The organism is Streptomyces morookaense (assembly GCF_013030945.1).
Lineage (GTDB): Bacteria > Actinomycetota > Actinomycetes > Streptomycetales > Streptomycetaceae > Streptomyces > Streptomyces morookaensis.
The window spans coordinates 1-19,978 of sequence record NZ_JABBXF010000091.1 but is presented as its reverse complement, the minus strand read 5'-3'; the positions used below and the strand labels follow the sequence as shown (position 1 = coordinate 19,978).

The window sequence follows — 19,978 nt, the reverse complement described above, 5'->3', positions numbered from 1 at the left end:
GGGCGCGTGCCCCTGGACGACGCGGAAGAGCAGCGCGCCCAGCGCCCACAGGTCGGCGGCCGGGCCGACGGGCGGGGCCAGCTGCCAGTTCTCCTGCACGGGCCAGGCCTGCTCCGGGGCCCAGCGCTCGGTGACGGCGCCGACCACCACCATGCGTGCCTGGCGCGCCCGTTCGGCCGCGAGGGCGCTGCCGGGTCCGGAGCCCTGGGCCCAGCTCTCGGCCGGCGGCGCCGGAGCGGTCCCGGTGCGGGCCTGCGGCCCTTGCGGGGTTCGGGCTGCGGGCTCCGCGGCGGCTTCGGGTGCCGTACGGGCCGGGGGGACGCCGTGCACCAGGGAGTCGGCGCTCCAGGGCAGGGGGGAGCCGGGCGCGGGAGCCGTCCCGCTGGCGGCGCTGCCGCCGCCCCAGGTGGAGGCGCCGGTCGCGGTGCCGGTGCGGCCCTCCCCGGCCGGCGTGCGCGCGGCGGCGGCACGGGTGCCCGCCGTGTACGCGGCGACGGCCGCGGACCGCGCTCCCTTCTTGGCGGCTGCTCCCGGGGGGCCGGCCGGTGCCGCTGCGGGCGGGCGCGGCGGCTCGGCGGCTCGCGGCACCGGGTCGTAGCCGCACAGCGCCTCCTCGGCCGCGCCCGCCGCGAGGCCGGTGAGGATGGCCCGGCCGTCGTCGCAGATGAGGACCGTGCGCACGGTGATGTTGCGGTGGGTCCAGCCGTGGGCGTGCAGGGCGCGCAGGGCCGTGAGCACGTCGGCGGCCACCTCGGCCGCGCGGTGCGGGGAGAGGGCGCGTTCGGCCATCACGGCCGCGAGCGGGCGGGCGGCGACGAGTTCGCTGACGATCCAGAGGCTGCCCGCCTCCGCGAAGACGTGGAAGACCTGGTCGAGCCGCGGGTGGTCGGGGAGTTGCGCCGCGGCCGTCGCGGCCGCCAGTGCCCGGCGCACGGCGGGGTTGCCCGGCCCCTGCCCGGTCCGCCCGGCCGCGCCGCCGCCGGCCCCGTACGGCGCCTCGTCGCCCACGACTTCGGCGTCGACGACCTCGGGCAGCGGGATCTGGCGGACCAGGACCTCCTGCCCGCTGTAGGTGTCGAAGGCTCTGGTCTCGACGAGTTCGAACGCTTCGGAGGGCGGCAGCGGCAGGCGGTAGCGGTCGGCGAGCACCCGGCCCGCGTAGTCGTCCACGGCGCCTCCCCAGTCGTGCGTTCCACCCGTCGACCGCATGACCGCCTACCGTCAAAGCCGGTCGTTCAGCTGTCGTTTGCTGCTGATGGTGATGCCCAATGCGGCTGCGTACAGTCCACGAGGACTCACGATACGTGCCGAACCCGCCCCTTCGGGCGCGTACGGCTCAGTACGTTCTCAGGAGGGTGCTCCATGCATGCTCAGCGCGTGCTCAGGACGACTTCCCGGTCGTGCCGCTCACGATCGTGGACGCGCTCTTGTGCTTGACCGTTGAACCGCCCTTGCCGTCCTGGTCCTTGCCCCCGTCGCTGAACGCGAGGGCCAGCACCGTGCCGAGGACGGCCAGCGCCACGACGACCACGGCGACGAGCAGCACCTTCCGCGGCACGACGTCCGTGAGGGAGGCCCGCCCGAAGGAGCCGGACCGCGCGCTGCCGCGGATCCGGATGCCCGTGGAGACGCTGCCCAGCCCCTGCAGCGCCGTCCGCTCCGGCTCGGAAGCCGATGCCGACGCCGAGGGCACTGCATCCCGCAGCGGCCGGAAGGAGCTCTGGATCCGGTCGGTCGGGGCGTCCGAGGAGGACGGCCGGGACGATCCTGCGGACATCGTCTTCGGCTTCGACCCGGCCGAGGGCGAGGCCGAGGACGACGCCGAGGACACCGACGGCCGCGACGTCGAGGTGGACGGCTTCGCCGCGGCCGGGGTCCGGCCGCTCTGCTGCGACCTCTCTGCCTGCCTCGCCTGCTTCGTCTGCTTCGTCCGCTCGGCCGACGACGAGGGCAGCGCCGGGATGGCTGGCACCGCGATCGCCTGCGTGGCCTCCAGGTCCGGCTGCGGCTCCGGCCGCTTGGGCAGACGCTCGTCCGGGGCGTTGACCGCGTCGGTCAGCAGCGCCCGTGCACCGGCCTCGTCCAAACGCTTCTGCGGGTCCTTGGCCAGCAGCCCGTACATGACCTCCGCCAGCGGGCCGGCGTTCTTCGGCGGGCCCAGGGGCTCCGTCATCACGGCCGTGAGGGTCGCTATGGCCGACCCCTTGTCGTACGGAGGGGCGCCTTCCGTCGCCGCGTACAGCAGACCGCCCAGCGACCACAGGTCGGCCGGGGGCCCCGGCTTCTGGCCGCGCGCCCGCTCGGGGGAGATGTAGGAGGGGGCGCCGACGAGCATGCCGGTGGAGGTGACCGACGGGTCGCCCTCGACCTGCGCGATGCCGAAGTCGGTGAGGACGACACGCCCGTCGTCCGCGATGAGCACGTTGGACGGCTTCACGTCACGGTGCAGGATGCCCTCACGGTGCGCGGCGCGCAGCACGTCGAGGACCGCCAGGCCGACTTCGGCGGCCCGTCTCCACTTCAGCGGCCCGTCCTCGCGGATGACCTCGGCGAGCGAGCGGCCCTCGATGAGCTCCATGACGATCCACGGGCGGTCGTCCTCGTGCACCACGTCGTAGACCGTGACCGCGCCCGCGCTGCGGATGCGGGCGATCGCCTTGGCCTCGCGCAGCGTGCGCGTGATGAGGCGGCGCTTCTCGTCCTCGTCGATGTTGGCCGGGAAGCGCAGTTCCTTGACCGCGACCGTGCGCCCCAGCGTCTCGTCCGTCGCGCGCCAGACCGTACCCATGCCGCCGCGGCCGAGGACTTTCCCCAGCCGGTACCGACCGGCGAGGAGGCGCCCTGTCGTGCCCTGCGTCTGCTCCGCCTCCGACATGCGTCCCCTCTGGCAATCAGCTCTGCGACCAACCGACCCTGGCAGAGCGTCCATTGTCTCTCATCCCAGGACCTGCGGAAGGCCAGGGTCCAAGAGGCCGTGGATGATGGGCGCATGCCGACGCGCACCGCCCCAGCACGCCTCACGGCAGCCATGGCCGCGCTGTGCTGCGCCGTTGCAGCGCAGGGGGCGGCCGGTTGCGGCTTCACCGCCCGCTCACCCCTACATGACCTGATTTCGCAACGTACGGTTCCCGGGGCCGCCGAGCTGTCACAAGATGCTCATGGGACGGCCCGGTTCAGCACGGCCGGGGTCGCGGACATCCGGACGGGACGCCTCATCCGTCCCACGGATCGCTTCCGTGCCGGAAGCATCACGAAAACGGTCATTGCCACCGTCACGCTCCAGCTGGTCGCGGAGCACCGGCTGGATCCGGACGATCCGGTCGAAGACCACCTGCCCCCTGACGACTCCGCAGCTATCAGACGCACCACGGGCACCGCACACATCACGGTCCGCCAACTGCTCACCCACACCAGCGGACTGTTCTCCTACACCGACGACCGCGCGTTCTTCAGCGAGTTCTTCGGCGCCGGGTTCACCGCGCACCGCTACGACTCCCACACCCCCGAGGCCCTGCTGCGCACCGCGCTGGCCCACCGGCCCTACGCCCCGCCGGGAGCCGTCTACCACTACTCCAACACCGACTACCTGCTCCTCGGCATGGTCATCCGTCAGGTCACCGGCGACTCCTACGCCGACGAGGCCCGACGCCGCGTCATCCTCCCCCTGCACCTCACGGGCACCAGCTTCCCCGGCCCCCGCACCACGCTCCCCGCGCCGCACGGGCGCGCGTACAGCGCAGGGCTCACCGACGTCACCGACCTCAACCCCTCGTCGGCGGGCGCCGCAGGAGAGATGGTCACGACCCTTCCCGACCTCGACCGCTTCTTCGCCGCCCTGCTGGGCGGAAAGCTGCTGCCCGCGCCGGAGCTGCACGCGATGGAGGACACCCGGGCCTCGCAGGGGCGGTACGGGATGGGGCTGTTCCCGGTACAGCTGCCGTGCGGGCGGACGGTGTGGGGGCACAACGGGGAGATCAGCGGGTCGTATGTGGTGGCCCTCGCGACGGACGACGGCCGACATGTGGTCAGTTATCGGGTCAACAGTGATGTACGGCCCGGCGCCACGACCGAAACCCGGCTGCTGGCAGCCGAGTTCTGTCCGCGCCGTGACGGATAGGCGCCTCACACCGGCTGGATGTCCGGCGCCCCCAGCCGCGCCGCGTCCGCCGTCAGGTCGTCCGGCTGGCGCTGCGACTCCCGTTCCGCCTGGACGCGCTTCTCGTAGTGCTCGACCTCCTTCTCGATCTGCGCCTCGTCCCACCCCAGCACGGACGCCATCAGGCCCGCGGCCTCCCGTGCGCTGCGCGTCCCGCGGTCGAAGGTCTCGATCGAGATCCTGGTGCGCCGCGTGAGCACGTCGTCCAGGTGGCGCGCGCCCTCGTGCGAGGCCGCGTAGACGACCTCCGCCTTCAGGTAGTCCTCCGCGGCCGGCAGCGGCTCGCCCAGCGACGGGTCGCCGACGACCAGGCCCAGCACCTCGTCCACCAGCGAGCCGTACCGGTTCAGCAGATGCTCGACGCGCGCGACGTGCAGGCCCGTGCGCCGGGCGATCTGCGCGCGGCCGTTCCACATCGCCCGGTAGCCCTCGGCGCCCACCAGGGGCACGTCCTCGGTGACGCAGTCGGCCACCCGCTGGGCCAGCCCGTGCACGGCCTCGTCCACCGCGTCCTTGGCCATCACCCGGTACGTCGTGTACTTGCCGCCCGCCACGACGACCAGACCGGGCACCGGGTGCGCCACGGTGTGCTCGCGCGAGAGCTTGCTGGTGGCGTCCGACTCACCGGCCAGCAGCGGGCGCAGCCCGGCGTAGACGCCCTGGACGTCGTCGCGCGTGAGCGGCACGGCGAGCACCGAGTTGACGTGTTCCAGCAGATAATCGATGTCCGCGCTGGAGGCCGCCGGGTGGGCCTTGTCGAGGTCCCAGTCGGTGTCGGTGGTGCCGATGATCCAGTGCCGGCCCCAGGGGATGACGAACAGCACGCTCTTCTCGGTGCGCAGGATCAGCCCGGTCGTGGAGTGGATGCGGTCCTTGGGCACCACCAGGTGGATGCCCTTGGAGGCCCGGACGTGGAACTGGCCGCGCTCGGCGATCATCTGCTGGGTGTCGTCCGTCCACACCCCGGTGGCGTTGACGATCTGCCGGGCGCGGATCTCGAACTCGCCGCCCTGCTCCAGGTCGCGCACGCGGGCGCCGACCACCCGCTCCCCCTCGCGCAGGAAGCCCACCACGCGCGCCCGGTTGGCGACATCGGCGCCGTAGGCCGAGGCGGTGCGCACGAGGGTCATCACGTAGCGCGCGTCGTCCATCTGCGCGTCGTAGTACTGCAGGGCACCGATCAGCGCGTCCTTGCGCAGCGCGGGGGCGACCCGCAGCGCCCGCCTGCGCGTGAGGTGACGGTGCGTGGGCAGCCCGCGGCCGTGGCCGGAGGAGACGGACATGGCGTCGTACAGCGCCACGCCCGCGCCCGCGTAGCAGCGTTCCCAGCCCCGGTGCTGGAGCGGGTAGAGGAACGGCACGGGCTTCACCAGGTGCGGGGCGAGCCGCTGCAGCAGCAGGCCGCGTTCCTTGAGGGCCTCGCGCACGAGGGCGAAGTCGAGCATCTCCAGGTAGCGCAGCCCGCCGTGGATGAGTTTGCTGGAGCGGCTGGAGGTGCCCGCGGCCCAGTCCCGCGCCTCCACCAGGCCCGTCACCAGCCCCCGGGTCGCCGCGTCGAGCGCGGTGCCCGCGCCGACCACGCCGCCGCCGACCACGAGGATGTCCAGTTCGCGTTCCGCCATCCGGGCGAGCGCCTGTCCGCGCTCGGCCGGCCCGAGTACCGATGTCCTCACCACTGCCTCCCGCTCGACCGCTCACGCTGTCCGCCGGTGACGGCGCCACCGGCGCCCGTGCAGCCCGGTGGCGGGCCCGGCTCGTCCGCCGCCTCCCTTCGATGCTGCCCCAGATCCGCCGTTCCGGCCGGTCCGCAGGCGCAGCAGGACCGTGGCACGGCACGGCAGGCCCTCCGCAATCCCGGACAACTGTCATATATCCGCTTAACCTGATTCAGCCCGTCCGTGCCTCGCCCGGCCCTCCGGGAAGGACCGCCCCGCCATGCCCGCAGATCTCGCCGTCATCGGACTCGGCCCCCTCGGCCTCCCCCTCGCCCAGGCGGCCACCGCCGCGCGCCTCCCCACCGTCGGCTACGACCCCGACCCGCACACGGTCGCCGAACTGCGCGCCGGCCGGCTGCCCGCCGAGGGCGGCGCCGGCTCGCTGACCGCCGCCGGGATCCGCCGCATGCTCTCCGCGGGCTTCCGCCCCACCACCGAGGACGCCGAGCTCGGCAAGGTCCGTACCGCCGTGATCTGCGCCCCCACCCGGCTCGGCGAGGACCGGGCCCTGGACCTCAGCGCCGTCCGCGACGCCGCCCGCACCCTGGCCGTGCGGCTGCGCCCGCACACCACCGTGCTGCTGGAATCGGCCGTCCACCCCGGCACGACGGAGGACTTCGTGCGCCCCCTCCTCGAAGCGGGCTCCGGGCTGCGCGCCGGCCGGGACTTCCATCTCGCCTACTCCCCCAGCCGCTTCGACCCCGCCAACCGGCGCCACGGCTTCGCCAACACGCCCAAGGTCATCGGCGGTCTCACCGCCGCCTGCACGGAGGCCGCCGCCGCGTTCTACGGACGGTTCTGCGAGAAGGTCGTACGGGCCCGGGGGGTGCGCGAGGCCGAGACGGTCAAGGTGCTGGAGACCAACTACCGGCACGTCAACATCGCGCTGGTCAACGAGATGGCGGTGTTCTGCCACGACATCGGCGTCGACCTGTGGGACGTCGTGCGCTGCGCGGAGACCAAGCCCTTCGGCTTCCAGGCCTTCCGGCCCGGCCCCGGCGTGGGAGGCCACGGGGTGCCCATCGACCCCGCCTACCTCTCGTACAAGCGCAGCAGCCCCGGGCACCCGCTGCGCATGGTGGAACTGGCGCAGGAGGTCAACGGGCGGATGCCGCGCTACGTCATCCAGCGCTGCGCCACGCTGCTCAACGAGCACGGCAAGTCGGCGCGCGGCGCACGGGTGCTGCTGCTCGGCGTCGGCTACAAGGCGGACGTGGCCGACCAGGAGGGGTCGCCGGCGCGGGAGATCGCCTCCCGCCTGATGGAGATGGGGGCCCAGCTCAGCTACCACGACCCCTACGTGGCGCAGTGGCGCGTGCTGGGGAAGCCAGTGCCGCGGGCCGACTGCCTCTACGAGGCCGCAGCGGACGCCGACTTGACGGTGCTGCTGCAGCCGCACCGCACGTACGACCTCCAAGGACTGGCGGTCAAGGCGCAGTTGCTGCTGGACACACGGGGCGCCAGCCCGGCGGGGGCGGCGCACCGGCTGTAGGGGGTTGCGAAGCCGGCCCCGCACCCCCCCGTAGCGCGTCGTACCCCGTCGTACCGCTACAGCCTGCGCCCCGCCAGCAGTCGCGGCTGCGCGTCCAGCACCGTCCTCAGCGCCGCGAAGTCCTCCACGCAGCGGCCCGTGCCGACGGCAACGCAGTCCAGCGGGTCGTCCGCGACCAGGACCGGGATGTCCAGCTCCTTGCTGAGACGGACGTCCAGCCCGCGCAGCAGTGCACCGCCGCCCGTCAGCACGATGCCGCGGTCCATGATGTCGCCCGACAGCTCCGGCGGGGTCTCGTCCAGGCTCTGGCGCACCGCCATCACGATGGCGTCGACCGGCTCCGAGAGCGCGTGCCGGATCTCGTCCGCCGTCAGCGTCAGCGTCTTCGGCAGACCGCTGACCTGGTCACGGCCGCGGATGGTGATGCGCTCCGGCGGCTTGAGGCCCTGGGTCTCCTCCGGGTCGCCGCCGGCGCCCTCCACGTCGCCGCTCTTCTCCAACTGCTGGGCGAGCGCGCTCAGTCCGGCCGCCGACCAGTAACCGGTCGGAGCGGCGGAGCCGATGGTCATCTTGATCTCCTCGGCGGTGCGCTCACCGATCGCGAGGGAGTACTCCTTCTTGACGTAGGACATGATCGCCGCGTCCATGGCGTCGCCCGCGGTGCGCACCGAGCGCGCCGTGACGATGCCGCCCAGCGAGATCACCGCTACCTCGGTGGTGCCGCCGCCGATGTCGACGACCATGCAGCCGGTGGGCTCGCTGACCGGCAGGCCCGCGCCGATCGCGGCGGCCATCGGCTCCTCCACCAGGTGCACGGCCCGCGCCCCGGCCTGCGACGCGGCCTCGATGACCGCGCGGCGCTCCACGCCCGTGATGCCGGACGGCACGCACACCACGACGCGGGGCCGGGTGAAACGGCGGCCCGCCATCACCTTCTTGATGAAGTGCCGCAGCATCCGCTCGGCTATCTCGAAGTCCGCGATGACGCCGTCGCGCAGCGGGCGCACGGCGACGATGTTCGAGGGGGTGCGGCCGATGGTCTCCTTGGCCTCGGAACCGACCGACAGCACGCTGCCGTCGTCGGCGTTGACGGCGACGACCGAGGGTTCGTTGAGCACCACCCCCTTCCCCCGCACGTACACCAGCGTGTTCGCGGTGCCGAGGTCGATGCCCATGTCCCTGCCGCTGAACGACTTGCTTTGCGCCATAAGTCGCCAGTATTCCCTATGCTCGAACCTTTATACGGAGCTAACGCCCCTGGTGGGCAACGGAAAAGGCCCGGACCCTGCCGTGGCAGGGTCCGGGCCTTCTGTCGGTGCGTCAGCGCTTGTCGTGCTGCGACGGCGCGACCGTCACCTCGACACGCTGGAACTCCTTGAGCTCGCTGTAGCCCGTGGTGGCCATGGCCCGGCGCAGGGCGCCGAAGAAGTTCATGGAGCCGTCGGGGGTGTGCGAGGGGCCGAGGAGGATCTCCTCGGTCGAGCCGACCACGCCCAGGTTCATGCGCTTGCCGCGCGGCACGTCCTCGTGGACGGCCTCCATGCCCCAGTGGTGGCCGCGGCCCGGCGCGTCGGTGGCGCGGGCGAGCGGGGAGCCCATCATCACGGCGTCGGCGCCGCAGGCGATGGCCTTGGGCAGGTCGCCGGACCAGCCCACGCCGCCGTCGGCGATCACGTGCACGTAGCGGCCGCCGGACTCGTCCATGTAGTCGCGGCGGGCGGCGGCCACGTCGGCGACCGCGGTCGCCATCGGGACCTGGATGCCCAGCACGTTGCGGGTGGTGTGCGCGGCGCCGCCGCCGAAGCCCACCAGGACGCCCGCGGCACCGGTGCGCATCAGGTGCAGCGCGGCGGTGTACGTGGCGCAGCCGCCGACGATGACCGGCACGTCGAGCTCGTAGATGAACTGCTTCAGGTTCAGCGGCTCGGCGGCACCGGAGACGTGCTCGGCGGAGACGGTCGTGCCGCGAATGACGAAGATGTCCACGCCGGCGTCGACGACGGCCTTGGAGAACTGCGCGGTGCGCTGCGGGGAGAGCGCGGCGGCGGTCACGACACCGGAGTCGCGGACCTCCTTGATGCGCTGCCCGATCAGCTCCTCCTTGATCGGAGCGGCGTAGATCTCCTGCAGGCGCTTGGTCGCGGTGCGCTCGTCCAGCTCGGCGATCTCCGCGAGCAGCGGCTCCGGGTCCTCGTAGCGGGTCCACAGACCCTCGAGGTTGAGCACGCCCAGGCCGCCCAGCTCACCGATGCGGATGGCGGTCTCGGGCGAGACGACCGAGTCCATCGGGGCGGCCAGGAACGGCAGCTCGAAGCGGTAGGCGTCGATCTGCCAGGCGATCGAGACCTCCTTCGGGTCGCGGGTACGGCGACTCGGGACGACGGCGATGTCGTCGAAGGCGTACGCCCGGCGGCCGCGCTTGCCGCGCCCGATCTCGATCTCAGTCACGTGTGTGGCCTTTCCTTCTGCACGTCTGCCGCATCCAGTATCCCTGACGCGGCGAGGCCCGCGGCCTGACGACCACGGGCCCCTTACGACCTCATACAAAGCTCCGACTACTACCGACGGGAGTAGTTCGGCGCCTCCACCGTCATCTGACCGCATCATCCGGGGGGCAACCCCCGGACCCCCGGCCGGAGGCCGTGGTCACCGGCGCGAATAGTTCGGCGCCTCCACCGTCATCTGGATGTCGTGCGGGTGGCTCTCCTTGAGGCCCGCCGACGTGATGCGGACGAAGCGGCCCTTGTCCTTCAGCTCCTGGATGTCCGCGGAGCCGACGTAGCCCATGGAGGCGCGCAGGCCGCCGATGAGCTGGTGGGCGACCGAGGACAGCGGGCCGCGGTAGGGGACCTGGCCCTCGATGCCCTCGGGGACGAGCTTGTCCTCGGAGAGGACGTTGTCCTGGAAGTAGCGGTCCTTGGAGAAGGACTTCGCCTGGCCGCGCGACTGCATCGCACCGAGCGAGCCCATGCCCCGGTAGGACTTGAACTGCTTGCCGTTGATGAAGACCATCTCGCCCGGCGACTCCTCGCAGCCGGCGAGCAGCGAGCCCAGCATCACCGTGTCGGCGCCCGCGGCGATCGCCTTGGCGATGTCGCCGGAGTACTGCAGACCGCCGTCGCCGATCAGCGGCACGCCCGCCGCGTGGCAGGCCTGGGCGGCCTCGTAGATGGCGGTGACCTGGGGGACGCCGATGCCGGCGACGACGCGGGTGGTGCAGATCGAGCCCGGGCCGACGCCGACCTTCACGCCGTCCACGCCCGCGTCGATCAGCGCCTGGGCGCCGTCGCGGGTGGCGACGTTGCCGCCGACGACATCGACGTTGATGTTGGACTTGACCTTGGCGATCATGTCCAGGATGCCGCGGCTGTGGCCGTGGGCGCTGTCCACCACCAGGAAGTCCGCACCGGCCTCGACCAGCGCCTGGGCGCGCTCGAAGGCCTCGGCGCCGACGCCGACCGCGGCACCGACGATCAGCCGGCCGTCGGCGTCCTTGGCGGCGTTCGGGTACTGCTCGGCCTTGACGAAGTCCTTGACCGTGATGAGGCCCTTGAGCACCCCGGCGTCGTCCACCAGCGGCAGCTTCTCGATCTTGTGACGGCGGAGCAGCTCGATCGCGGCCTCGCCGGAGATCCCGACCTTGCCCGTCACCAGCGGCATCGGGGTCATGACCTCGCGGACCTGGCGGCTGCGGTCCAGCTCGAAGGCCATGTCGCGGTTGGTGACGATGCCGAGCAGCTTGTTCGCACCGTCGGTGACCGGCACACCGCTGATCCGGAACTTCGCACAAAGGGCGTCCGCCTCGGCCAGCGTGGCATCGGGGCGCACGGTGATCGGGTCGGAGACCATGCCGGACTCGGAGCGCTTGACGAGGTCGACCTGGTTGGCCTGGTCCTCGATGGAGAGGTTGCGGTGCAGCACGCCCGCACCGCCCTGGCGGGCCATGGCGATGGCCATGCGCGCCTCGGTGACCTTGTCCATCGCGGCCGACAGCAGCGGGATGTTCACCCGCACGTTGCGCGAGACCCGGGAAGCGGTGTCGACGGTGTTGGGCAGCACCTCGGACGCGCCCGGCAGCAGCAGGACGTCGTCGTAAGTCAGACCGAGCATCGCGAACTTCGCGGGCATACCGTCGACGTTGTCAGTCATGACACCTTCTCCAATGGTCTTGCATCAGCCAGGACTCCCATGCTAACGGGCGCCACGCGTGTCCCATTCCACTATGACTGAGTCCCGCATCACTTGGACATTCCTCCAACCGCCGTGCTGCGGGCGCCATTTTGCCGAGCGGCCTGCCGCTCGGCCACCACTCGTCTACTGCTCGTCTACTGCTCCGCGAGAGCCCGCAGCCGGCTGAGCGCACGGTGCTGCGCGACCCGGACCGCGCCCGGCGACATGCCCAGCATCTGCCCGGTCTCCTCCGCCGTCAGTCCCACCGCGACCCTCAGCAGCACCAGCTCGCGCTGGTTCTCCGGAAGGTTGGCCAGCAGCTTCTTGGCCCACTCGGCATCGCTGCTGAGCAGCGCCCGTTCCTCCGGACCGAGCGAGTCGTCGGGCTGCTCGGGCATCTCGTCGGAGGGCACGGCCGTGCTGCCGGGGTGACGCATGGCGGCCCGCTGGAGGTCGGCGACCTTGTGGGCGGCGATGGCCACGACGAACGCCTCGAAGGGGCGCCCGGTGTCGCGGTAGCGCGGCAGCGCACAGAGCACCGCCAGGCAGACCTCCTGCGCCAGGTCGTCCACGAAGTGCCGGGCGTCGCCCGGCAGACGGGACAGCCGCGTGCGGCAGTAGCGCAGCGCGAGAGGGTGCACCAGGGCGAGCAGATCGTGAGTGGCCCGCCGGTCTCCCTCGACGGCACGGGCGACGAGGGCGCCGATCTCCCCCGGACCTGTGGCCACAGGGGGCCCCGGGATCTCGTCGTCGCGCATCGGTCCATGGTGCCTTGACGCCGGACGATCCGTGGCACCGCCCTCATTGTTGTGCATAGAACCGTTACGCGTCGGTGTCGTCGCACTCACGTCTCGCGTCGCCCCCTTCCGGGTATACCCGCCCCACGCCCACGACTCCCCCGATAGCTTGTGCCCATGCCGCAGGGCATGGGACCAGGCCTGTCCGTCATCAGGTCTCTCCCGGCCGGGCGAGAAGCGCCGGCCTGTGCCGGGGACGGGGAGGAGTCACAACTCCAAGGATGCGGCATCCGTCGGAGTTTCGGCGTCCGGCGCCGACGCGGTGAGGTCGCGGTGCGCACCGCCTGCCCGGTGACGCGCAACGCGACCGCACGGCGCTGCGCGCCACAAGCGCCTAGCGGACCAGACCCCACCGGAAACCGAGCGCCACCGCGTGCGCCCGGTCCGAGGCGCCCAGCTTCTTGAACAGGCGGCGCGCATGCGTCTTCACGGTGTCCTCGGAGAGGAACAGCTCGCGGCCGATCTCGGCGTTGGAGCGGCCGTGGCTCATTCCCTCCAGCACCTGGATCTCGCGCGCGGTGAGCGTGGGTGCGGCGCCCATCTCCGCCGAACGCAGCCTGCGCGGGGCGAGGCGCCAGGTGGGGTCGGCGAGCGCCTGCGTCACGGTGGCCCGCAGCTCGGCGCGCGAGGCGTCCTTGTGCAGGTAGCCGCGGGCCCCGGCGGCGACCGCGAGGGCCACCCCGTCGAGGTCCTCCGCGACGGTGAGCATGATGATGCGGGCACCGGGGTCGGCCGAGAGCAGCCGGCGCACGGTTTCCACACCGCCGAGCCCGGGCATGCGCACGTCCATCAGAATCAGATCCGAACGATCGGCGCCCCAGCGGCGGAGGACTTCCTCGCCGTTGGCCGCCGTCGTCACACGCTCGACGCCGGGCACGGTCGCCACCGCACGACGGAGCGCCTCTCGGGCAAGCGGGGAGTCGTCGCAGACGAGGACGGATGTCATGGCCGCCCTCCGCAGCTGATGCGCGTCACCTTGAGCCTCCAGGCTGGTACTGATCGTCACCTGTGCGATCGACGAGACGCCGGAAGATACCGACAAGCTCCACCAAGCCCGGACACCCGCCCGACCGCTTGATTTCGTCAACCGCCTCCGCACTCTCAACGACGGTCACCCGAAAGAGTTACGGGCTCGGTCGGCCACGTTCGGCACTCTACGTGAAGGCGCGGACACGGAGCAGGGCGCACGGGGAACGCGCGGGGACAGAGCCCGCCCCCGCCCCGACTTTTGCCCCATTTGCTCAGTTGGAGCCGCTTTTCTTCCCATACAGAGGCATCTATGGCTAGATTCGCAATGAGTCATATTTTCATCTGCTCGGATGGCAGTTGAAAAGTGCATGTCACGCACATCGCTTCGACACATCGGTTCCGATCGCTTCGAGGGGATAGTCATGGCAGATTTCTCCCGCCTCCCCGGCCCCAACGCCGACCTCTGGGACTGGCAGCTGCTGGCGGCGTGCCGCGGGGTCGACAGCTCCCTCTTCTTCCATCCCGAGGGCGAACGGGGCGCGGCCCGCAGCGCCCGGGAGACCTCTGCGAAAGAGGTGTGCATGCGCTGCCCGGTGCGCGCGGAGTGCGCGGCGCACGCGCTGGCGGTGCGCGAGCCCTACGGCGTGTGGGGCGGCCTCACCGAGGACGAGCGGGAGGAGCTGATGGGACGCGCCCGGCACCGGTCCATCACCGCGACCGGCACCATGACTGCTTGAACGTTTCTCCACGCAGCGCCTCAGCGCCGCGTCGCCTCCGTCAGGCGGTCCAGCATGGCCCCGACGGCCGGGACCCGTTCCAGGTCCGGCAGGGTGAGGGCCACGATCTCGCGCTGCACCAGAGGCTCCACCGGCACCGTGCGCGCGCCCATGGGCACCACCGACTCCAGCGCCAGTTCGGGCATCACAGCGACCCCGAGCCCCGCGCCCACCAGGCCGAAGACCGCCGGGTAGTCGTCCGTCGCGAAGTCGATCCGCGGCGTGAAGCCCGCGCTCTCGCAGACCTCGACCAGATGCCGCCGGCAGCGCGGACAGCCCGCGATCCACGGCTCCTCCGCCAGCTCGCCGATCCCGATCCGGTCCGCCCCCGCCAGCCGGTGACTCTCCGGGAGCACCCCGACGAGCCGGTCGGTCAGCAGCGGCCGGACGACGAGGTCGTCCCACTCCTCACGCGCCGCCTGGCCGTCGCCGCGCACCTCGACCTCGGGATAGCGGAAGGCCAGGGCGATCTCGCAGTCGCCCTCGCGCAGCATCTCCACCGAACGCCCCGGCTCGGCCTCGACCAGCGAGACCCGGGTGCCGGGGTGCGCGGCCCGCATCGCCGCCAGCGCGGAGGGCACCAGCGCCGAGCTGCCGCTGGGGAACGACACCAGCCGCACCCTCCCCGCGCGCAGGCCCGCGATCGCCGCGACCTCCTCCTCGGCGGCCGTCAGCCCGGCCAGGATGCCCGTCGCGTGCCGGACGAGCGCCTCGCCCGCCTGCGTCAGGCGCATCTCGCGGCCCGAGCGGATCAGCAGCGGGGTGCCCGTGGACTGCTCCAGGGCCTTCATCTGCTGGCTGACCGCAGGCTGGGTGCAGCCCAGCTCGCGGGCCGCGGCGGAGAAGGAACCGGTGGTGGCCACGGCGCGCAGCACCCTGAGATGACGTGCCTCGATCATGTCTCCGAGCATAAGCCCGGCTTGGGGGGTCTGTGGCCGTCTTGTCTCGACGCTTTGACCGGTGCGTCCTACCCTGAGCCCCATGCACCTGCTCTCCGTGAACGTCGGACATGCCCGGACCACAGCGGACCGCCCGGATGCCCCGGGCTTCGCCGGCGGCATCGTCACCGGTATCGACAAGCGGCCCGCAGCGGGCCCGGTCGCGGTGGCCGCCCCCGGGCCGAAGGGCACCGCGGGCAGCGGGCTGGTCGGTGACGAGGTGGTCCACCTCGAACACCACGGCGGGAACGACCAGGCCGTCTACGCCTTCGCCCGCGAGGATCTCGACGGCTGGGAGCGGGAGTTGGGGCGCGCCCTGCCGCCCGGCTCCTTCGGCGAGAACCTCACCACGGCCGGGGTCGACGTCAACGGCGCCCGGATCGGCGAGCGCTGGCGCATCGGGCGGGACCTGGTGCTGGAGGTCTCCGCGCCGCGCATCCCCTGCCGCACGTTCGCCGACTGGCTGGGCGAGGCGGGCTGGGTCAGGCGGTTCACACAGGCCGCCGCACCCGGCGCGTATCTGCGGGTCGTCGAGCCGGGCGAGATCGGCACGGGCGACCCGGTGACCGTCGTGCACCGGCCGGAGCACGAGGTGTCCGTCTCCTTCGTCTTCCGTGCGCTCACCACCGAACGCGCGCTGCTGCCCCGCGTCCTGGCGGCCGGCGAAGCGCTGCCCGACGGGATCCGGCGGAAGGCCGCCGAGTGGACGGCCCGTCAAGCGGCGCGCCCGGAGGGAGGAACGGAGTCGCCGGAAGGCAGCCGCGAGGGCGTGGCGAGCACTAACGTTCCCGTATGACGACTGCACTGATCACGGGAGCAACCGCGGGCATCGGCGCGGCCTTTGCCCGGCGGCTCGCGGCCGACGGGCACAACCTCGTCCTGGTGGCCCGCGACGAGAAAAGGCTGCACGAGCAGGCGACCGAGCTGCACGACCGGCACGGCGTGGAGGCGGAGGTGCTGCGCGCCGACCTGGCGGAGGACGCGGGCATCGCCGCGGTCGAGGAGCGGCTCGCGGACCGGAAGCATCCGGTGGATCTGCTGGTGAACAATGCGGGGTTCGGCAACAAGGGCGCGTTCCTCGACGTGCCGATGGCCGACGAGCTGAAGATGCTCAAGGTGCACTGCGAGGCGGTGCTGCGGCTGACGTCGGCCGCGGTGGGGGTGATGCGGGAGCGCAAGCGCGGCGGCGTGGTCAATGTGGCGTCGGTCGCCGCGTTCGTCCCGCGGGGCACCTACGGCGCGAGCAAGGCGTGGGTCGTGCAGTTCACGCAGGGCGCCGCGCGGGACCTGGCGGGGAGCGGGGTGCGGCTGATGGCGCTGTGCCCGGGTTTCGTGCGGACGGAGTTCCACCAGCGGGCGGGGATGGGAACGGACAACATCCCCGGCTGGATGTGGCTCGACGCCGACCGGCTGGTGGACGCCGCGCTCAAGGACCTGGCGCGCGGCAAGTCGCTCTCCGTCCCGGACCCGCGCTACAAGGCACTGACCGGGCTGACGAAGATCGTGCCGCGCGGGGCGCTCGGCCGGATGTCGTCCGCCTCCGGCCGCCGGTACGGACCGACCCGCTGACGGCAGGACCGCAGTCGTGAAACGCCGGAGGCCCGGCGCCCCTTGCGGGGTGCCGGGCCTCGCGGCTTACGCGGTGCGTCAGTGCGCGTGGCCGTGACCGTGACCGTGACCGGCCTCGGCGGGCTCCTCTTCCTTCTTCTCGACGACCAGGGTCTCGGTCGTGAGCAGCAGGGAGGCGATGGACGCGGCGTTCTCCAGGGCGGAGCGGGTGACCTTGACCGGGTCGATGACGCCGGCCTTCACCAGGTCGCCGTACTCGCCGGTCGCGGCGTTGAAGCCCTGGCCCTTGTCCAGCTCGGCGACCTTCGAGGTGATGACGTAGCCCTCGAGGCCCGCGTTCTCGGCGATCCAGCGCAGCGGCTCGACGACGGCGCGGCGGACGACGGCGACACCGGTGGCCTCGTCACCGTCCTTGCCCAGGCCGCCGTCCAGCACCTTGGCGGCGTGGACCAGAGCGGAACCGCCACCGGAGACGATGCCCTCCTCGACCGCGGCGCGGGTCGCGGAGATGGCGTCCTCCAGACGGTGCTTCTTCTCCTTGAGCTCGACCTCGGTGGCCGCACCCACGCGGATCACGCAGACGCCGCCGGCGAGCTTGGCGAGGCGCTCCTGGAGCTTCTCGCGGTCCCAGTCGGAGTCCGTGGCCTCGATCTCGGCCTTGATCTGGGCGACGCGGCCCGCGACATCGGCGGAGTTGCCACCGCCGTCGACGATGGTGGTGTCGTCCTTGGTGACGGTCACGCGGCGGGCGGTGCCCAGCACGTCCAGGCCGACCTGGTCGAGCTTGAGGCCGACCTCCTCGGCGACCACGGTGGCGCCGGTGAGGGTGGCCATGTCGCCGAGCATCGCCTTGCGGCGGTCGCCGAAGCCGGGGGCCTTGACGGCGACGGCGTTGAAGGTGCCGCGGATCTTGTTGACGACGAGGGTCGACAGGGCCTCGCCCTCGACGTCCTCGGCGATGATCAGCAGCGGCTTGGAGGCACCGGCCTGGATGACCTTCTCCAGCAGCGGCAGCAGGTCCTGGATCGAGGAGATCTTGCCCTGGTGGATCAGGATGTACGGGTCGTCGAGGACGGCCTCCATACGCTCCTGGTCGGAGACCATGTACGGCGACAGGTAACCCTTGTCGAAGGCCATGCCCTCGGTGAAGTCCAGCTCCAGGCCGAAGGTGTTGGACTCCTCGACGGTGATGACACCGTCCTTGCCGACCTTGTCCATCGCCTCGGCGATGAGCTCGCCGACCTGCTTGTCCTGGGCGGACAGCGCGGCGACGGCGGCGATGTCGGTCTTGGAGTCGATCGGACGGGAGGTCGCGAGCAGCTCGTCGGAGACGGCCTTGACCGCGGCGTCGATGCCCTTCTTCAGGGCGGCCGGGGAGGCGCCGGCGGCGACGTTGCGCAGACCCTCGCGGACCAGGGCCTGGGCCAGCACGGTGGCGGTGGTGGTGCCGTCGCCCGCGATGTCGTTGGTCTTGGTCGCCACCTCCTTGACGAGCTGGGCGCCCAGGTTCTCGTACGCGTCGTCCAGCTCGACCTCGCGGGCGATGGTCACACCGTCGTTGGTGATCGTGGGAGCGCCGAACTTCTTGTCGATGACGACATTGCGGCCCTTGGGGCCGATGGTCACCTTCACGGTGTCGGCGAGCTTGTTGACGCCGCGCTCAAGGGCGCGACGGGCGTCCTCGTCGAACTTCAGGGTCTTGGCCATGGGTTACGTATCCTTCGCCGTATCTCGCAAACGAACTGCGCCCCGGGCGCCCGGCTCTGCAGGCACGGGAACCAGGGGCGCAGTCAAAGCCTCGAAAGCCTGTGGCTTCGGGGTGAATTACTTCTCGATGATCGCGAGCACGTCGCGAGCCGAGAGGACGAGGTACTCGTCGCCGTTGTACTTCACCTCGGTGCCGCCGTACTTGCTGTAGAGCACGACGTCGCCGACCTTCACGTCGAGCGGCAGGCGCTCGCCGTTCTCGAAGCGGCCCGGACCGACGGCGAGGACAGCACCCTCCTGGGGCTTCTCCTTCGCGGTGTCCGGGATGACCAGGCCGGAGGCCGTGGTCTGCTCGGCGTCGAGCGGCTGGACCACGATGCGGTCCTCAAGCGGCTTGATGGCAACCTTGGAGCTGGCGGTCGTCACGATCCGACCTCCCCCTTCGGAGATCTCACGGGGTCAATTGTCTGAGGTGGCGACCAGGTGGATCCGTCGTCGCGGGTGCCGGACCTGCCCGTCGCTGTGTTTGGCACTCACCGGTGGAGAGTGCCAACGGAGCCGAGACTATGACGCGGTTAGCACTCGGTCAAGCGGAGTGCCAATTCGCCGTGCGGCGAGCCATGACCTACCCGGGGGGCGGGGCGCCTACTCCACCTGCGGGGTGGCGCGTCGCGGGGGCGCGCAGCTACACGTAGTCCTCCAGGCGGGCCACCGTGTAGCCCTGCCTCTGGATGCTGCGGAGCATGTTCGTCACCATCTGCGCCATCGTCGTGCCCTTGAGCTCGGACGGGCCGCGGAAGTGGGCGAGGACGATGTCGCCGGGGCGCAGCCCGCCCCCCTCCGCGTAGCGCATGTCGTTGATCTGCATCGTGGCCTCCCACAGCACGACGGCGCGCACCCCGCAGTCGCCCGCCGCGGCGAGGGTCCGGTCGTTGTAGTTGCCGTACGGGGGCCGGAAGAGGACGGGGCGGGTGCCGAACCGCTTCTCCAGGATGTCCTGCTGCCCGCAGATCTCCTTGCGCTGCGCCTCGGCGGAGAGGGTGCGCAGGTTGGGGTGGGTGAGGGTGTGGTTCTCGACGGCGTTGCCGGGGGCGGGGCCCGCTGCGCGGAGCTGCTCGAAATAGCCGTAGCCGCTGCCGGAGCGGGCGATGTTGTCCGTCAGGAACATCGTGAACGGCAGCTTCAGGTCCTTGGCCATCCTCGCGAACGCCGGGTCCTTCTCGGCCCCGTCGTCGAAGGTGAGGAAGACGACCTTGTCGGTGGTCCGCACCCGCCGGACGATCTGCGGGGTCTCGCCGGGCCTCACCGTCGCGGTCAGCCGGGTGGCCGGCGGCGCGGGCGGCGGCGCGAGGGGCCTGTCGAGGCCCCAGCGGCGGTAGGCGCCGGCGTCGGGCGCGGCGGCGGACGCGGTACTGGACGCGGAGCGGCTCGGCGTGGCCGGTTTCGGGTGCGACGAGCCGTTCGAGCAGCCGGTCAGCAGTGCGCCCGCGAGGAGCAGGGCGGCGGCGGGGGCGAGGGCGGCCCGGAGGCCGGAAACAGGCGAGCTCACTCGAACGATTCTTGTCCGCACGTTCGAGGCATTCCCCCTCGGGGGGTGAGCGGACGCAAAAGGGCGGCAGCTCCCCCGATCGGGGTGCTGCCGCCCTGTGCGGTGCCCGTCCGCTCTTAGTAGGCGGAGTTGACGCTGTC

The 19,978-nt window shown here is 71.8% G+C and carries 16 protein-coding genes and 1 pseudogene; 5 read left to right on the top strand and 12 right to left on the bottom strand.

The annotated features are described in order from the left end of the window. The coding region (locus HG542_RS29565; protein WP_176607123.1) for a protein kinase at positions 1 to 1,209 on the bottom strand (1,209 nt) is incomplete at its 3' end. Between the two features lie 205 nt (positions 1,210 to 1,414). After that, positions 1,415 to 2,875: pseudogene (locus tag HG542_RS29560) on the bottom strand (serine/threonine-protein kinase); the annotation flags it as partial. A 114-nt stretch (positions 2,876 to 2,989) separates the two neighbouring features. Between HG542_RS29560 and HG542_RS29555 the strand changes: the two are divergent. Further along, positions 2,990 to 4,117: a serine hydrolase domain-containing protein gene (locus HG542_RS29555; RefSeq protein WP_171086805.1), complete on the top strand. Its 1,128-nt coding sequence runs from the start codon at positions 2,990 to 2,992 to the stop codon at positions 4,115 to 4,117. 5 nt (positions 4,118 to 4,122) lie between these two features. Here the strand turns inward: HG542_RS29555 and HG542_RS29550 are convergent, their stop codons facing one another. Then, positions 4,123 to 5,829 (bottom strand): glycerol-3-phosphate dehydrogenase/oxidase, encoded by a 1,707-nt coding sequence (locus tag HG542_RS29550; RefSeq protein WP_171086803.1) that lies wholly within the window; start codon positions 5,827 to 5,829, stop codon positions 4,123 to 4,125. Positions 5,830 to 6,091: 262 nt separating this feature from the next. On the opposite strand from HG542_RS29550, the gene HG542_RS29545 reads away from it, so the two are divergent. Next, positions 6,092 to 7,363: a nucleotide sugar dehydrogenase gene (locus HG542_RS29545; RefSeq protein WP_171086802.1), complete on the top strand. Its 1,272-nt coding sequence runs from the start codon at positions 6,092 to 6,094 to the stop codon at positions 7,361 to 7,363. A gap of 56 nt (positions 7,364 to 7,419) precedes the next feature. Here HG542_RS29545 and HG542_RS29540 read toward each other — a convergent pair whose 3' ends face one another. The 5 genes from HG542_RS29540 to HG542_RS29520 all read right to left on the bottom strand — a co-directional run bounded on the left by HG542_RS29540 (position 7,420) and on the right by HG542_RS29520 (position 13,276). Further along, positions 7,420 to 8,571: a rod shape-determining protein gene (locus tag HG542_RS29540; protein WP_171086798.1), complete on the bottom strand. Its 1,152-nt coding sequence runs from the start codon at positions 8,569 to 8,571 to the stop codon at positions 7,420 to 7,422. A 112-nt stretch (positions 8,572 to 8,683) separates the two neighbouring features. Further along, positions 8,684 to 9,811 (bottom strand): GuaB3 family IMP dehydrogenase-related protein, encoded by a 1,128-nt coding sequence (locus HG542_RS29535; RefSeq protein WP_171086796.1) that lies wholly within the window; start codon positions 9,809 to 9,811, stop codon positions 8,684 to 8,686. Between the two features lie 198 nt (positions 9,812 to 10,009). Further along, positions 10,010 to 11,512 carry an IMP dehydrogenase gene (gene guaB, locus HG542_RS29530; RefSeq protein WP_171086794.1) on the bottom strand — a complete coding sequence of 501 codons (1,503 nt, stop codon included), beginning with the start codon at positions 11,510 to 11,512 and terminating at the stop codon, positions 10,010 to 10,012. A gap of 176 nt (positions 11,513 to 11,688) precedes the next feature. Further along, positions 11,689 to 12,291 carry a sigma-70 family RNA polymerase sigma factor gene (locus HG542_RS29525; RefSeq protein ID WP_171086792.1) on the bottom strand — a complete coding sequence of 201 codons (603 nt, stop codon included), beginning with the start codon at positions 12,289 to 12,291 and terminating at the stop codon, positions 11,689 to 11,691. A gap of 373 nt (positions 12,292 to 12,664) precedes the next feature. Then, positions 12,665 to 13,276 carry a response regulator transcription factor gene (locus HG542_RS29520; protein WP_003948568.1) on the bottom strand — a complete coding sequence of 204 codons (612 nt, stop codon included), beginning with the start codon at positions 13,274 to 13,276 and terminating at the stop codon, positions 12,665 to 12,667. A gap of 445 nt (positions 13,277 to 13,721) precedes the next feature. Here HG542_RS29520 and HG542_RS29515 point away from each other — a divergent pair, with 445 nt between their 5' ends. Beyond that, entirely contained in the window at positions 13,722 to 14,036 is a 315-nt protein-coding gene (locus HG542_RS29515) for a WhiB family transcriptional regulator (RefSeq protein ID WP_171086790.1), read from the top strand. 20 nt (positions 14,037 to 14,056) lie between these two features. Here HG542_RS29515 and HG542_RS29510 read toward each other — a convergent pair whose 3' ends face one another. Then, the gene (locus HG542_RS29510) at positions 14,057 to 14,974 is read right to left on the bottom strand and encodes a LysR family transcriptional regulator (protein ID WP_171086788.1); all 918 of its coding nucleotides are present in this window, start codon (positions 14,972 to 14,974) and stop codon (positions 14,057 to 14,059) included. Between the two features lie 82 nt (positions 14,975 to 15,056). Between HG542_RS29510 and HG542_RS29505 the strand changes: the two genes are divergently transcribed. Both HG542_RS29505 and HG542_RS29500 read left to right on the top strand, forming a co-directional pair. After that, positions 15,057 to 15,809, top strand: coding sequence for an MOSC domain-containing protein (locus tag HG542_RS29505; protein WP_171086786.1), 753 nt, complete (start codon positions 15,057 to 15,059; stop codon positions 15,807 to 15,809). Then, a complete protein-coding gene (locus HG542_RS29500; protein WP_171086784.1) occupies positions 15,806 to 16,582 on the top strand; it encodes an SDR family NAD(P)-dependent oxidoreductase in 777 nt (258 codons plus the stop codon). The genes HG542_RS29505 and HG542_RS29500 overlap by 4 nt, the downstream gene beginning before the upstream one ends. A gap of 78 nt (positions 16,583 to 16,660) precedes the next feature. Here the strand turns inward: HG542_RS29500 and groL are convergent, their stop codons facing one another. The 3 genes from groL to HG542_RS29485 all read right to left on the bottom strand — a co-directional run bounded on the left by groL (position 16,661) and on the right by HG542_RS29485 (position 19,838). Then, complete coding sequence (gene groL / locus HG542_RS29495) at positions 16,661 to 18,289, bottom strand: chaperonin GroEL (protein ID WP_171086782.1); 1,629 nt, start codon at positions 18,287 to 18,289, stop codon at positions 16,661 to 16,663. 117 nt (positions 18,290 to 18,406) lie between these two features. After that, on the bottom strand, positions 18,407 to 18,715 hold the full coding sequence (groES, locus tag HG542_RS29490) for a co-chaperone GroES (RefSeq protein WP_004955293.1): 309 nt from the start codon (positions 18,713 to 18,715) through the stop codon (positions 18,407 to 18,409). Positions 18,716 to 18,974: 259 nt separating this feature from the next. Then, positions 18,975 to 19,838, bottom strand: a complete 864-nt coding sequence (locus HG542_RS29485; protein WP_229922479.1) for a polysaccharide deacetylase family protein — start codon at positions 19,836 to 19,838, stop codon at positions 18,975 to 18,977. Between the last annotated feature and the right edge of the window lie 140 nt (positions 19,839 to 19,978).

Bases quoted from the DNA above. Each gene is read 5' to 3' on its own strand.
- HG542_RS29555 (WP_171086805.1), top strand. From the start codon at position 2,990: ATGCCGACGCGCACCGCCCCAGCACGCCTCACGGCAGCCATGGCCGCG.
- HG542_RS29545 (WP_171086802.1), top strand. From the start codon at position 6,092: ATGCCCGCAGATCTCGCCGTCATCGGACTCGGCCCCCTCGGCCTCCCC.
- HG542_RS29540 (WP_171086798.1), bottom strand. From the start codon at position 8,571: ATGGCGCAAAGCAAGTCGTTCAGCGGCAGGGACATGGGCATCGACCTC.
- guaB (WP_171086794.1), bottom strand. From the start codon at position 11,512: ATGACTGACAACGTCGACGGTATGCCCGCGAAGTTCGCGATGCTCGGT.
- HG542_RS29525 (WP_171086792.1), bottom strand. From the start codon at position 12,291: ATGCGCGACGACGAGATCCCGGGGCCCCCTGTGGCCACAGGTCCGGGG.
- HG542_RS29520 (WP_003948568.1), bottom strand. From the start codon at position 13,276: ATGACATCCGTCCTCGTCTGCGACGACTCCCCGCTTGCCCGAGAGGCG.
- HG542_RS29515 (WP_171086790.1), top strand. From the start codon at position 13,722: ATGGCAGATTTCTCCCGCCTCCCCGGCCCCAACGCCGACCTCTGGGAC.
- HG542_RS29510 (WP_171086788.1), bottom strand. From the start codon at position 14,974: ATGATCGAGGCACGTCATCTCAGGGTGCTGCGCGCCGTGGCCACCACC.
- HG542_RS29505 (WP_171086786.1), top strand. From the start codon at position 15,057: ATGCACCTGCTCTCCGTGAACGTCGGACATGCCCGGACCACAGCGGAC.
- HG542_RS29500 (WP_171086784.1), top strand. From the start codon at position 15,806: ATGACGACTGCACTGATCACGGGAGCAACCGCGGGCATCGGCGCGGCC.
- groL (WP_171086782.1), bottom strand. From the start codon at position 18,289: ATGGCCAAGACCCTGAAGTTCGACGAGGACGCCCGTCGCGCCCTTGAG.